This window comes from Algoriphagus aestuariicola, from assembly GCF_017254835.1.
GTDB lineage: Bacteria > Bacteroidota > Bacteroidia > Cytophagales > Cyclobacteriaceae > Algoriphagus > Algoriphagus aestuariicola.
In genome coordinates, this window is sequence record NZ_JAFKCW010000003.1 from 319871 (window position 1) to 334557 (window position 14687).

A 14687-nucleotide genomic window follows, 5' to 3' on the forward strand; every position below is an offset into this window, starting at 1 on the left:
TAAATTTAACCATGATGGGGTTTTCGATCACCCTTTCTCTCAAAATTCTTCCCCGCCAAGGTCGTCTCCACCCTCTCTGCTGCTTCTACCCTCGGATTTTTCCTTGTAGCCGCCAAAGCGATAGGTAAAGGAGAGCGTCCCTATTCGCGTTTCCCGCTGGAATGTTCTGGTTTGGATAAACCTTGGGTCAACGGTCTCAATTCGGAAATTCCTCGTGTTGAAAACATCGGAGACATTTAGATTTATCGTGCCCCGGCCAGCAAGCACATTTTTGCTTAAGCCGAGATTGAGTGACCACTGGGGCAATATTTCCCCCTGCGGCTGCACGATCGGTCCCCGGTAGTTGCCCTGAAACTGGAAACTAAACCATTTGGGGATCAACACATTTCCAAGCAGAGTGACTGTCCAGCTGAAATTCTCGTTGCTAAAGCCTTCTTCTATATTCTCTCCGTTTACTTTTGAATAGAAAAAGTTACCCGTCAAGGTCGCGTCAAAGTTTCGTGCCAGCTGCACCTGGTTTATTAGCTCTAGCCCGCTTGATATGCGGGTGTCGGCATTTTGACGGGTTTGAATGGCCACGTTGTCGTCAGTGAGATAGGTGATTCTGGTCTCCACATCGGTACTATAGCGGTGGTAGGCAGTCGCGTTTAGCAGGTATTTTTCCCAACCCTTCCGATAGCCAAACTCATAGGAGTCAGTGAATTCGGGCTGAAGGTAGGGATTGCCAATACTTAAATTATACTGATCCCGTACGCGATAAATGGGAGCCAAATCCCATATTCTGGGCCGTGAAACCCGTCGGGAATAGTTTAGACTGAATTCACTCTCCTTACCGACCTCATAGGTCAGATAGGCACTTGGGAATAGGTTGAAGTAATCGTTTGGTATTTCAGTGTCTCCCTTGACGGTCTTTCCCAAGGTGTTGGTCTGCTCCGCGCGGAGGCCAAACTGGTAGCCAATTTTGTCCTTTTTGCGTTTGAAGGTGAGGTAGGCAGCGTAGACGTTTTCGGTGTAGTCATAGCTTTCGTTAAGGCTGTCGACGACGATGGGAACAAAATCGGTATCGACGTCTCCGGTTGCAAAGGTCTGTCCGGAGATCCAGTTGGCAAAGGTACCCTTTAGTCCAGCCTCCATGCTGCCAAATTCCCCCAAAGGTTTCTCATAGTCGAGCTGCGCCACGACGAGTTCACTTTGGCTTGGCCGGACATTGGTCTGTACTAGCCCCTTTGTCGGGTTGAGCTCTCCGGCAGAAGAATAATATTGCTGTCTATAGTACTCGTCCGAGTGCCGATCGTCATAGGCATACGACAGGGAGGAATATAGCTTTTGCCCCAATGAATCGATCTCCCAGGTATAGTTCAGACCGCCTTCCAGATTTTTGCTCCTCCCAATCTCTTCATTTCTCCTGACAAATGAGGAATCCACTATGCCGTCCTCGCCAATATTTCGCTGGTCGATATCCTCGTATTCCTCTTCGGTCTCAAAATTCCCCTGAAAATAGAAGCCTAGGATTTTACCTCGGCCGAGAGTCCAATCTGCCCCGGTTCGGATCAGATGATTCTTCTCGAACTCCAAGCCGTCTTGGTCTTGGTCCAGGACCGGAGAGAATCCTTCCAGGTCGGAGATTCTGGTACCGCTGCCAGATTCGATTTCGCGGCGATCCTGCCAGTTGTACGAAAAAAAGTAATTGGCCTTTTCCTTTCCGTAGTTCAGGTTGATCCCGGCCTGGTATTTCTCACGGGTGCCGACTGAGGCATTGACCTGGCCGTTGAATCCTGTTTGTTCATTCTTTTTCAGAATAATGTTAATGATACCGCCGACCCCTGCGGCATCATATCGGGCAGAAGGATTGGTGATCAGCTCGACTTCCTTGATACTGTTCGCTGGAAATTGGGAGAGGATACTCTCCATGTCGTCCCCGGAAAGATTGGATGGCCTTCCGTTGATGTAGATTAGGATATTGCCGCTACCCCGCATGGAGATGCCGCCTTCGTCGTCGACCTGGATCGAGGGCAAAGTCGCCAGCAATTCGGACGCCGTCGCACCGGTGGCCAAAATGTTGTTTTCGACATTGTAGATCCGCTTATCGACATCGGACTCAAAAATGGATTTGACCCCCTCGACTACCACTTCATTTAGATTCTGTGTGTCAGCCTCCAGCTTGACCACGCCTAGATTTACGGTCGGCTTTGCCCCGAGGACAATAGATTCGAAATAGTTTTGGTAGCCAATAAAGCCGACCCTCAAAATGTAGCTTCCCGCCGGCGCGCCAAACTCAAAGGCTCCTTCCAAGTCGGTCATACCCCCCGAGATGAGCGTCGAATCCGCCGGCCTGAGCAAAGAAATATTAGCGAACTCCAAGGGAGCATTTTGGGAAGCATCGCTTACGCGTCCCTTGAGGGTGATCTCTTGTGCCTGAACCGCCACGGCCAAGAAAATAAATGAAAGCAAAATACAGTACCGGATCATCTGACTGGAGTTTTGAGATAAGAAAAAGAAAAAAGGAGAAAGCACCGAATACCTCTAATGGGCGGGGAGTAGAGGAGTAATTCAGTGCATTTCCTGTGAGAAACCACTTTATACTACTAATAACAAGCACTTTGGGTTTAAAAAAACAGCAAATTCTTTCCAGTCGGACAAGCCGGCGGATAAGCCGAAAGATAGTGGTGTGGACGGGTGGGGAAGATCCTACAGCCTTTGCTTCAAAAGCCGAAACATTCCAAAGCTGCCTGTATCAAGCGCTCAATGGTTTTGTTGGCCTCAGGGTCAAATTTCTTCAAAGGGCGGTTGGCCACGATCGCATTAAGACTGAGCATCTGATGACCGAGCAATTCGCCCAGCGCATAATATGCGGCGGTCTCCATCTCGAAGTTGGTAAGCCTTTTTCCGTCAATAGATAAGTCAGAAAGACGCTCCAGCATGAATTGTATGCGCGGCTTGAGCACGACGTGTCTTCCCTGTGGGGCATAAAAACCTGGACACGTCAGGGTGATTCCCTTGATGAACTTGCCCTCGACTTTCGAAAGCAAATCCGAATCGGCGGCGGCTTGATAAGGCAGAAAGCTCAAATCCAGCTCCTTCTGGATGGCATGGGCAAGATCATGGTTTCCTGCCAAATGGGGATAGAACATCATGAGCGTATCCAGTCCTATGCCGATCTCCGAGGCCAGTAGCGATCCTGCTGGAATATCCAACTGCAAACTCCCCGAGGTTCCCAATCGGACAATCTGGAGCTGCGTCTTTTTGGTTTTCAGCAATCGGCTTTCCAAATCGACATTGACCAGGGCGTCAAGTTCGGTCAGGAGGATTTCGATGTTGTCCGTGCTCATCCCGGTGCTCATGACTGTTAGCCTCTTCCCATTTTTCCAGCCAGTATGGGTGACAAATTCCCGCTTTTTGATCTTGAAGTCGATCTGTTCAAAGTGTTGGGAAACCAACGGCACCCTATCCGGGTCACCTACCGTGAAAACAAAAGAAGCCAGATGCTCTGGCTTCAGATGTAAGTGGTAAATGCTCCCGTCGGAATTGAGGATCAGCTCAGACTCAGGAATGTGTCGGTTCTCCATGTTGGTGTAGTTCATGGGACGTGGAACGGTAAAGTCCCTTAAAAGGATTGTATCCGTTGGAGTTTTTTTGGTAGTAGCCGGTGCCGTCATAGGGGCGTTTCTCAGGATTGTCCTTACACTCCACAGAGCAGGCACCTTCCAGCTCCCATCCACACTTTTCACAGATAGCCAAGTGCTCGTTGCAGGTTGGATTGGCGCAGTTGACCATGCGGTCGCAGTCGGTCCCGCAGACATGACACTTGGATATCACCTTAGGATTGACCGAGTTTACATCCACGGCGATGCGGTTGTCAAAGACGTAGCATTTGCCTTCGAAATCCTCTCCTCCAGCTTCCATGCCGTATTTGATGATTCCTCCGTGGAGCTGATAGACATCCTCAAATCCCTGCTCAAGCAAGAAGGCGGAAGCCTTTTCACACTTGATTCCCCCCGTACAGTAGGTCAGTACTTTCTTGTTTTTCAGATGTTCCAGCTCTTTTACTTTCTCTGGAAAATCGCGGAAGTTGTCGATATCAAGCGTGAGAGCATTTTTGAATCTTCCGAGTTCATGCTCATAATTGGAGCGCACATCGAGGATGACTACGTCTTCCTGGTCTTTGAGCGCCTTGAATTCTTCTGGTTCCAAGTGTTTTCCAGTCCGCACATTTGGGTCTAGGTGGCGCAAGGAGGAATGGACGATCTCTGGCTTGTATCGGCAGTGGATCTTGGCAAAAGCATGCTTCTCGTGCTGATCTATCTTGAATTCGGTCTTGGCAAATCGAGGATCGGCATGGATATAGGCCATGTATTTTTCGCAATCCTCATGCAGTCCGGACACGGTGCCGTTTAGCCCCTCGTCTGAAATGATGATTCGACCGCGGATGTTGTTTTCCACGCAGAAGAGGTGATGTTCCTCTCGATACGCCTCGGCATTTTCAATCTTGGCGTAGCAGTAGTACAGCAGGATGCTGTAAGGTTTGTTGTTGTTGTTTTCCATAACTAGCGCCCTGTTTCGGCAGGGTGTTTGGGATGTTGTATGTTTGAAGTCAGATGTTAATTCGACGTTCGGCGTTCAATACTCTATGTTCGCTTTTACCTGATTACTGTTTTTTACGAATAAATCGAGGGAAATTTCTCCTGCACCTGCGTACTTCGTTCCTCGTTCCTCGTACCTCCTACTTTACTTTTGCAGCGGGGTTACCGAAGACCGTTTCATTCTTTCCCACCGAGGCTATCACCACCGAGCCTGCGCCTACTCGGGCACCTTTGCCGATAGTCACCCCTCCGACGATAGTCACCCCCGAACCAATAAATGCCCCCTCTTCTATGGTCACATCGGCATTGATGATGGAGCCGGCACCGATCTGAACAAAATCACCAACCTTCACTTTGTGGTCGATGATCGCCCCAGTGTGCAAAATGCAGTGGCTTCCCACCTCAGTCCCAGCGCCCACCAACACGTTAGCGTTGATGAAATTGCCGTGGCCAATGCTCGCATCCGTGGAGATATACGCACGCTGGTGGATGGCGTTTACTGGCTGGACTTTACGGACATCGTGAAGCATCTCTACCAAAAACTTGCGGTACTTAGTATCGTCTACCGCCACAAACGCCTCAGTCTTTTTTCCCACCAATTTCAGAAATCCTTCGTCCTCGGTGTTACCCAGAATGGGGATACTATTGATTTCGGTACCGTAGATGCTTTCGTCCTCATCCAAAAAGCCGTAGACGATGACCTGGTTGCTGTTAAATATCTCGAGGGCGGGATGGGCTATGCCTTTTGCGCCAAGAATGATCACCGGTTTGTCCATGGAAGCTTTGGTTTTGGCCTGCAAAAGTACGGGAAATCACTCGCTTGCGCAAAATTTCATTTGGATTGACCTTTGAGAAGACTTTGGCCGACTTTGCACGATAAGCATTTTTGGGCTTCGCAAAAGCCCCGAAAGAGTCCTATCATTCCCTGGGAGTCAAAGGCATTGGCAGCTAGGAAGCCTTTGTCTCCAAACTTCCTGGTAATAAAATTCTGCTCAGCCGGGATCGTTTGAAGCAGGTCAAAGCAACGCTCCTGCCATTCCTCCTGCTGAAAATAGCGTCCGTATGCAAACCAGAGGGGGATTACAAAATTGATGATCAACAGTTCCAAGGTACCTCCTGAGATGCCCTTTGACGCGATTCTTTCTGTGGGCTTGCCAAAGGAATAGTGGTATCGCCAATAATCTGAGGGAGCGACTTGGAAGAGCATTTTGAAAGCAGAAAACTCCCGACTGCCTTCCATGACGGACTGGAGCAAACCGGGAGCCTGCGCAAGTACCGCCGCCAACTGGGCCAATCTCAGCGTCGGAAAGTTGGTGGGTCTTGCCCCCATGAAGTTCCAATGCTGCCGCAACATCGGACTGTCCCATTTGAATTTTTTCTGCAAAAAACGATATTCATCAATCAGGTGAGCGACATAAGGCTCTTCGGATGATTCGGGCAACAGCCCCGCTTGCCCGAGCAACATAGCTTCCAGAGTAGAGATTTGATTTCGGTGTTTTTGCAGGATCTTGTAGGGAACCAATGCCGCCAACTCACCCATAGGGCGGGAGTTTGTCTTAAACCCATAGCAGGTAAAAAGCCAACGATAGGCCGTCTCCTCCCAGTCGCCCTTGGTTTGGTCGAGCATGTGCAGGATCAGATCAGACTTGTCATAGAGCCTTCCCACCAGAGCTTTTTCCAATGCCGAAAAACGGATAATCCCTGGCACATTTGCCAAGGCATGCGCACAGGGAAGGTCTGATCTGAAGTCAAGTAGGCTCTCGTAGTTTCTCCAAACATCCAAAAAGATCCGGCCTTTCAGCTCCAAAGTGGGCATGGATGTGCCGTCATTGCGTAGGACTTCCCGGTCATTTTCCCAAACGACATGGAGAATGACCGAATTGTAAGCGGGATCCCCTCCGTGGGAATGCTGCTTCCAATCCGAAGCTAAGCGGTGTACCTCCACATGACCGTGAAGCTTGACCCCGTCCAGCACGATGCTTGCATCACGGAAATCTGGGCCTTCGCCCTGATTGTGAAACCCTACCGAAAGGATTTCTATGGATTGGTCCTCGACGGTTTTGAGGTTTTTTCGGTCGAAGTAGAGATACTTCCAAACCAGCTGTAAAAAGTCTTCCCTGAACTGCATAAAAAATCTGATGACTAAAAGTTCCTGGAATTTAAAAATTTCTCGAGCAGAATGCAACAGGCGAAATTTCTTCAAAATGAAAAAGCCGCACCCAAAAGGAATGCGGCTTTCGAACTCTATCTATTTATTATGATTACTTAGCCCAGAAGATTTTGTTGGTCAGGTTGTCCTCACCCTGTACTACGGAGTAGTTTGGCAGGTTGTAGGTCGCTTCCGAGCCCGGGTATATCCAGCGATTTGGAGGAAGGCTCTGCTGGTTGGACTGGTCCGTCCAGAAAGTCAGCTCCACCAAGTCAAGTCTTCTCAGTTCTGACCAGTTTTCGATAGGCTGAACCACGTTGAAGTGCAACCATTTTTGCTCAGCGATCAGCTTCAGCTTAGCCTCTGCTGACGCAGCCGCATCCCATGAAACCGCTCCTTCTTGCAAGTAAGCCGCCATGTCCGCATCGCTCGGTGCTTCTGGAGCAGGAGTTTCATTGTTGTTGCTGATGCTTCTCAGGTACTGATAGAAGGCAAGCGATTGCTTGATAGCTTCCTCGTAGTGGGTTTTCGCCATTGCCGCCTGATTGTTTTTCAGGTAATATTCGGCAGCCAAGAAATGTACTTCAGACGCTGTGATAATGATGCCAGGAAAATACTGGTTTCTGCTGATCGTAGATCTGTTGTAGATGGATAGCGTATTGGTCGCCACCAATTCAGTTTGGTCTGTCGCATTCATCAAAGGATCCAGTCCCAAGTATTCTCCTTCAGCTTCCAAGCCGGGCTCAAAAACGTAAGGCAGTCTTGGATCTCCATTTTCAAGCATGTGGTCGATGATGGCTTTGCTAGCAATGTTGCCGTTCCAATCTTCCAGACCGCTCTGGAATGTGTTTGCGGGCAAGATGGTTCCAAGTGAAAACACATCCCATTGGATATTGTCAGCGTTGTCAGCCACTACCGGATAGGTCGCTGGATTGGAAAGGATTTCATTGATTTCGGCAGTAGCTCTTGCACCAAACGTGCTGGATCCGCTCACTCTTGTCAGCATTCTCAAGCGTAGAGAATTGACGTAAGCCTTCCACTTTTCAATGTTGCCTTTGTTAATCAGATCCTGGGTTCTGAATTCAGTCAAGACTGCAGGCTCAATCTCAATCGTATTCAGCTCATCGGCAAAGCCTGCGAGATCATCCAGCATTTTGGTGTAGATATCTTCAGCGTTGTCATAGCTAGCGTAGGACTTGGTATAGTCTCCGCCATTGGTGCTTAGCATACCGGCTGCTGTCCAAGGAATATCCCCGTGGAGATCAACTACCTGCTGAGTGTAGTCGTAGAAGAAAGCAGCCCCCGTGATCATATAGATACGCTTATCAGCCTTTTCATCTTCCCGAAGTGCGTTGTACACTTTCTCTATCTCACGAAACTGTCCAAGGACATTGTAGTAGGAATTCCAGCGATCGGTTATTGCTGCAGATCCAGGCACGTACTGATTCTCAACATTCACCCAACCCACTGCCTGATTGTAGCGGTTGTTGGTGATGCGATGAATGACGAAGTAATTCCAGTAACTGGGAAGTACAAACTCCCGGTTGGAATAGATCATTCCCGAGAACTGCTTTCCAACGGTGGTCTCAGCCAACTTCGACGGATCGGTGTATGCGTCCTCGAATTGCGATTCCGTACAAGAAGCCACGCCGGCCGCCAGTAGGACATATAGATATAGACTCTTTATTTTCATGACGTTTTTTGGATTAGATTCATTCTGATGATTAGAACTTAGCTCTTAGCATAAATCCGAGGGTTCTGGTCGCAGGGTTGGTACCGGCAGAAGTAAGAGTTTGATACCATCTAGATCCTCCGGTCAACACCTCAGGATCCAAATCCTTGATATTTCTATACAGGAAGAAGAGGTTTCTTCCGTACATGGAAATGTTCAGGTTACTGGCCCCAATTTTACGTGAAATATGAGCTGGCAGGGTGTATCCCAAAGAAAGCTCCCTCATCTTGAGATAAGTATTGTCCTCGATATAAAGCTCATATCTTGACTCAGAATACTGAGGACCACCCCAGTTGTAGGTTCTCTGATAGTACAGTGCTTGGGAAATTACATTGGTATTGGCTTGACCATCAGCGGTCACCCCATCCATTAGCATCCCGTCATGATAGACAGTTTCACCACCTGGTCCTGCAGCGGTAGAATGAGGGACTTGAACTCCTTTGCCGTTTTCGTTCACGTAGTAGGCAAGGCCACCAGAAGCTTCGTTTCTGAAGTTCAAGCTTTCCTCAGTTAGACCTCTGGAAGTCATCCAGTTGATACCAGTTGGCATCACAGATCCACCGATTTGGAAGTCCATTGTAGCGGCAAAGGTGAAGTTTTTATACTCCAAATTATTAATGAATCCTCCCACAGCATCAGGCATGGCATTACCCACTTGAATCCAGTTGTTCGGATCGATTTTGTGCAGACCATTTGGCTGCACGATCTTGTTGCCGTTTGCATCAGTCTCAACCGGATGGGCGTAGAAATCGCCCATAGGACGGCCTACCACCGATTTCAACTGCGCCGCGCCTCCATCATAATCTGCATGGAGCAGTTCAGTAGCATTGTTTGCCAACTTTTCCACTTTATTGATATTTCTGGCGAGGTTCAGCGTCATATCCCATCTGAAGTCGCTGGTGGAGAAAATGGTACCGTTCAAGGCTAGTTCAATCCCTTGGTTTCTTAGGGTACCGATGTTGGTCAATACCGATCTCGCTCCAGACGTAGCTGGTAGGGTGAGAGGAAGGATCTGATCACGGATCTGGGCATTGTAGTAGGATAGATCGATTCCCAGACGATTGTTGAACAAGCGGGTATCCAAGCCAAATTCAAATTCATGTTTCTGTTCGGGCTTGATTCCGTCGTTTCCAAAGTCTGTTGGGATCGTGGTATAAAGTACTGCTGATCCTCCCGTCTGCTGTACACCCAAGGTATTTTGAGAATAGGCGATATTGGCACGGTATATATCCGGATAGTTACCTACTATACCCCAAGACCCCCTCAATTTGGAGAAGGTAATAAAGCTTGGTAACTCAAACGCATCGGTCAGTGTCAAAGCCGTATTCACCGAAGGATAGACAAAGGCATTGTTGTTCGGATTCATGGTAGAAGTACGGTCTCTACGCAAAGTGCCTTCTACAAACCACATGTTCTTGTAGTCGAAATTTAGTGTACCTATCGCTGCGTCAATCACTTGGTACCTTCTCCATGAATCGCTGTATGGCAGGTTAGTGGAAGCCACGATGTCAAAGAGGTTTTCGCTGCTCAGACCACCATTGGTACTTCTGCTGACCATATCCCCTTCGTCTTTCCTAGCCGTATAACCTGCCATCGCACTCAGCGTGATCTCGTCCGTGAGCTTCTTGCTGTAGGTCAACATCAAATCCCCGTATAGAATGCTGTAGTTTTCGTCCTGCATCCCAAACCCTCCGGATGGGCCAAAGGCCAAAGGTCTTTCGGTGTAATTTTTGGTTTCAGAATATCTGGATGTAAAGTCAGTTGAAATACGTGCTCTGAAATTCAATTCATCCGTGATCTGGTAGTGCGTGGTCAAGCTACCAATCACGCGGTTGCTAAGCTCGGAAGCGAGGTTTTTGTTTACTCTCCATACGTAGTCAGCGATATCGCCCCTGAAACCATTGTAGACAATATTTTCGTCAGGAGTGGAACTTTGCCCGTTTCCAGTCACGAATCTGTAGCCATCACTGGTCTGGTACTTGTTTAGGTACCATTCTCCGTTGTCAAATCTTGACATCATTCCAGTAAAGTTGTTAATCATACGATCCACAGAGACTGGTCTGTTTGCGGTATTTTGATTGATGTAGTTCACCATCAGATCCACTTTCACCTTTTTGTTGAGGTTATAAGTGGAGTTCAGATTAATGATGTTTTTGCTGTTTTTAGAATTCAAGCTAAGTGCTTCGTTATCTTGACGCGTCAATGACAATCGCACACTTCCGTTTTCACCGCTATTGGAGACCGCAACGTTAAATTGGGAACTCACCGGACTATTGAATAATGCCGCATAGTTGTCTCCTTGGTCCACGTAAGGCCGTTGCACACCATCCCATGCCATCATAGGCTGTCCATCGAATTCAGGACCGAAGTTGATGGAAGTATTGGGCTGGATTCTGATCCCCGTTCCGGCTTCGTAGTTAAAGCCATCATCATCTTGACCCAAACCAAATACGTGCCTAGGACCGCCCAGACCTCTCACGGTTTGATACCTTGGTAGGTAAGCTATCTCATCAAAGGAAACGTTGGCATTGAAGTCTACAGCAAAGCCTTTTGCTCCAGCAGTACCTTTTTTGGTAGTGATCAATAGAACACCGTTTACCGCTTCAGAACCGTAAAGCGCTGCTGCGGACGCACCTTTCAGAATGGAGATGTTGTCGATATCTTCCGGGTTGATATCCAAGAGGCCGTTGCCTCTCAGTCTTTGATCACCCCAGTAGTTGGTATTGGTGACCTCTTCGTTTCGGATAGGAACCCCATCCAATACGATCAGTGGCTGGTTTCTACCGGTGATCGAGTTGATCCCACGCACGGTAATGTTTGCCGCAGTGGTAGCGCCACCGGCACCCGTTTGGATTCTCACACCCGGAGCCTTACCGTAGAGTGCTGTCACCACGTTTGGTGTACCCACCTTGATCAGTTCGTCCGACTTGATGGTTGTCGTCGCGTAGCCGAGAGATTTCTGCTCCTTCGCCATACCGAATGAGGTCACAACGACCTCATTGAGTAGAGAAGTCTCCTCTGCCAAGACTACGTCGATGACGGTTCTGCTGCCAACCTCGATATTCTGAGTGGTGTAGCCCAAATAGGAGAATACCAACGTAGCGTTTTCAGCTACCACCAAGGTGTATTTCCCATCGAGATCGGTGACGGTGCCCTTTGTTGTACCGAGTACGGTGACTGTTGCTCCCGGTAGAGGATTGTTTGCTTCGTCCACCACCGTTCCTGTGATTGTGACATCCGCTTCTGCATTTGCACTTGCGGTCATGGAAGGAAGCAGGCTTGCGGCATAATTAGGAGCTGCCTGTGCTGAAAGCACAGCGCCTAAAAACATGCCCTGAGCCAAAAGGATGGTCCCTGTCTTTCCAAACAGCGCCTTTGGCTTCCATAGCTGGGGTACTTGTTTTTTCATTTGTTGTTGGGTTGAGTTACTTAAAATTCATTAGTTAATAACAACTGGGGTTTACTGATCTAGTCTTTGTTGCTTTTCCATTCATGCGGTAAGTAGTTAGGGTTATTTAAATTGTTTAAAAGAACGTTATCTCAAAATGAAATTTCTTTTAAAAGTACCCGAAATCAAATATTTTTTTTTGAATAATGGAAGCGACTTAGAATAAAAAAATATATCGAATAAGGGTAGTTTGGTAAAAAAATATTTCACGGCGCGGTCGAAGCTGTGTTTTTCCACGACCTAAAACCTTACTTTTGCAGATATATATTTGGATTATTGGCTTTGGATATAAAAAAAGTTGGGCGGGACACTTGTCAGCGCGCCAAAATCCAAATTTTCACACAATTAGTATTTCCTGCTGAAATTCAGACTAATGTATCAGCCCTCCTGTCCGAAGCCTCGAAAAAAAATTATTGTCCTATCTGATAAAATCCTATTCCGATTAGGAGAATACAATTAAAAATCAATAAATAGTCCATGCGCCCTATATTTAGAGAGCCGGCAAGTCGTAAAAAAAATTTAGAGATGGGTCTCCAAAAGCACCCGCATTTCCGCCTGAAGCTTGGCGGCCTCCGTCCTGGCAGCAGACGCAAAATCCAGTCCCCCAGAAGCATAGATGATGCCTCGGCTCGAATTCACCAGAAGACCACAGCTTGAATTCATGCCATATTTGGCGACCTCGGCGAGACTGCCGCCTTGTGCCCCTACACCGGGTACCAGGAAAAAATTGTCAGGAACCACTTTCCTCACCTCGCCAATCAGCTCCCCGCGGGTCGCGCCGACGACGTACATCAGGTTTTCTGGTGAGCCCCAGCCTTGGCTCTTTTCGAGCACCGACTGGTAGAGCGGTTTTCCGTTTTCGTCCTTGATCAGCTGAAAGTCCAGCGAACCTGCGTTGGAGGTCAGCGCCAGCAGAATCACCCATTTGCCCTCAAACTCAAGGAAAGGCGTCACCGAGTCCTCCCCCATATACGGAGCCACCGTCACTGAATCGAACGCCATCTGCTCGAAAAATGCCTTCGCGTAGAGCTTGGAGGTGTTTCCGATATCACCCCGTTTGGCGTCGGCAATGGTAAAAATGTCATTCGGAATGAACTCCTGCACTTTCTGAAGTGTCTCCCAGCCCTTTGGCCCCATAGCCTCAAAAAATGCGATATTGGGCTTGTAGGCTACCGCATAATCGGCCGTCTCCTCGATGATAGCCTTGCAAAAGCTGAAGATCGGATCTGGTTCCGAGTGCAGGTGAGCAGGTATTTTTGCCAGATCCGGATCAAGTCCTACGCATAAAAAGGATGATTTTTTCTGGATTTGGGCAAAAAGCTCAGCTCTGTTCATGGATCTTGGAATTTGGGCAAAGGTAGGAAATCAGAATTAGTTACTTTTACCAAATTTGAATTATTGAAATCATACCTTTCCATACTCTCCTACTTTTTTGCGATCAATCAATTTGCTTTGTGTCAAGACCTATCGGGTACTTGGAGATGGGCAGAGGAAAAAGATAATCTGTTTGAGATTTTTTTGGAAAAAACCGATCCTGATCAGAAGCTTAATTATGACTTTCTGGGAACACACTGCGGAGTTTATTACAATGGAGAGAGGATAGATTGTATGCTTGAGGACTTTTCCATTTTCTTGGACCGGCATTGTCAAAACATTTTTTCAGGCAAAATAACCAGCGCTTATTCCCATTCCGATTTTGAAATTCGACTAACCTATTTGGTTGATGGCCAAAAAATTCTCTGGGAAGTGACCAAAAAAGGTGATGGACAGTTCTATTTTCCTGTGAAAGAAGTTTTGAAGCAGAATTAGAAAGACTCCAATGATCTAAATGTGCGAAGTCGAAGGAATTGCCAAAATCAGAAGACCCGAGTTTTAGTTTTTTTCAACCAAATCAATTTTGACAAAGGCTCCGACCAACGAAACGGCCGCAGAGATCAGGAAAAAAATCATGCTAAAGGCTACTGCCGCCGTTTCCTCGATACCCGCATAGGTGTGCGCGTAGACGAAAACCAACTCCCGGGCTCCCACTCCACCTATCGTCAGCGGCAAGACCGCCACGATGGACGAAAGCAAAAAAACCAATTGGTACGCCAGCAATTTTTCGTGGACACCGAGAGCGAGAAGGATAAACCAGGCACAAACCAACTGCGCCACCTGACCGGCAAAAGACCAGGCATTTGCAAGCCAGAAAGAAGGTAGGAAATCTTTGAAAAACAGTTTTTGTGCCACCCAGAAAGCGGGGATAGTCAAGGCCAATCCCGCTACCATCAGTCCATTCCAGAGCTTAGACTCCAGCCAGTCTATCCGGATATCTACCAACAAAAAGAATCCAAAGAGCAAAAATACAATTGCCACCAAACCTCCTAGTCTGTCCAAAAGGGCCGCTTGTATCAGCTTTTTGACGGGTGTTTTAAAGTGTTTGTTGAGCAAATAGACCTTGTAGCCGTCGCCGCCAATGCCGCCGGGAAGAAAAAGATTGTAGAACATGCCCACGAGATAGAGTCGCCAGTTTTGGCCCTCGCTGATATGCAGTCCAATGTTTTGGAAGTAGAGATTGAGTCGGAGTGCGGTTGCAACTTTGCTCAGCACAAAGATCGACACTGCTGGGAGCAGCCATGGCCAGTGGATGGTTTCCACCAAAACCAAAAGCTGATCCGGTTCGATCTTTCGAAACACCAAGTATAGTGCCAGACCAGTCAGCGCCAGCTTCAGCGCGGTTTTCAGCTTGTTCCAGATGCGCTTGCTTTGGCTCAAATTGGCAAAAATCAGGTTCCTAAT

10 protein-coding genes are annotated in these 14687 nt (G+C 47.9%); 1 reads left to right on the plus strand and 9 read right to left on the minus strand.

What is annotated here, in order from left to right:
- Positions 1-39 precede the first annotated feature (39 nt).
- From J0A67_RS14010 to pyrF, 8 genes are all read right to left on the minus strand, one after another.
- Complete coding sequence (locus J0A67_RS14010) at positions 40-2469, minus strand: TonB-dependent receptor (RefSeq protein WP_206569990.1); 2430 nt, start codon at positions 2467-2469, stop codon at positions 40-42.
- Between the two features lie 233 nt (positions 2470-2702).
- Complete coding sequence (locus J0A67_RS14015; RefSeq protein WP_241265195.1) at positions 2703-3581, minus strand: nucleoside phosphorylase; 879 nt, start codon at positions 3579-3581, stop codon at positions 2703-2705.
- Positions 3544-4542: an oxygen-dependent tRNA uridine(34) hydroxylase TrhO gene (trhO, locus tag J0A67_RS14020; protein ID WP_206569991.1), complete on the minus strand. Its 999-nt coding sequence runs from the start codon at positions 4540-4542 to the stop codon at positions 3544-3546. Before trhO ends, J0A67_RS14015 begins: the two co-directional genes overlap by 38 nt.
- A 178-nt stretch (positions 4543-4720) precedes the next feature.
- Entirely contained in the window at positions 4721-5356 is a 636-nt protein-coding gene (locus J0A67_RS14025) for an acetyltransferase (protein ID WP_206569992.1), read from the minus strand.
- Between the two features lie 56 nt (positions 5357-5412).
- Entirely contained in the window at positions 5413-6708 is a 1296-nt protein-coding gene (locus J0A67_RS14030; RefSeq protein ID WP_206569993.1) for a DUF2851 family protein, read from the minus strand.
- 133 nt (positions 6709-6841) lie between these two features.
- Positions 6842-8422 (minus strand): SusD/RagB family nutrient-binding outer membrane lipoprotein, encoded by a 1581-nt coding sequence (locus tag J0A67_RS14035; protein ID WP_206569994.1) that lies wholly within the window; start codon positions 8420-8422, stop codon positions 6842-6844.
- A gap of 31 nt (positions 8423-8453) precedes the next feature.
- Entirely contained in the window at positions 8454-11870 is a 3417-nt protein-coding gene (locus J0A67_RS14040; protein ID WP_241265196.1) for a SusC/RagA family TonB-linked outer membrane protein, read from the minus strand.
- A 558-nt stretch (positions 11871-12428) separates the two neighbouring features.
- On the minus strand, positions 12429-13244 hold the full coding sequence (pyrF, locus tag J0A67_RS14045) for an orotidine-5'-phosphate decarboxylase (RefSeq protein ID WP_206569995.1): 816 nt from the start codon (positions 13242-13244) through the stop codon (positions 12429-12431).
- Between the two features lie 63 nt (positions 13245-13307).
- Between pyrF and J0A67_RS14050 the strand changes: the two genes are divergently transcribed.
- Positions 13308-13718 carry a hypothetical protein gene (locus J0A67_RS14050; RefSeq protein ID WP_206569996.1) on the plus strand — a complete coding sequence of 137 codons (411 nt, stop codon included), beginning with the start codon at positions 13308-13310 and terminating at the stop codon, positions 13716-13718.
- A gap of 63 nt (positions 13719-13781) precedes the next feature.
- Here the strand turns inward: J0A67_RS14050 and J0A67_RS14055 are convergent, their stop codons facing one another.
- Entirely contained in the window at positions 13782-14663 is an 882-nt protein-coding gene (locus tag J0A67_RS14055) for a lysylphosphatidylglycerol synthase transmembrane domain-containing protein (RefSeq protein WP_241265197.1), read from the minus strand.
- Positions 14664-14687: the final 24 nt, after the last annotated feature.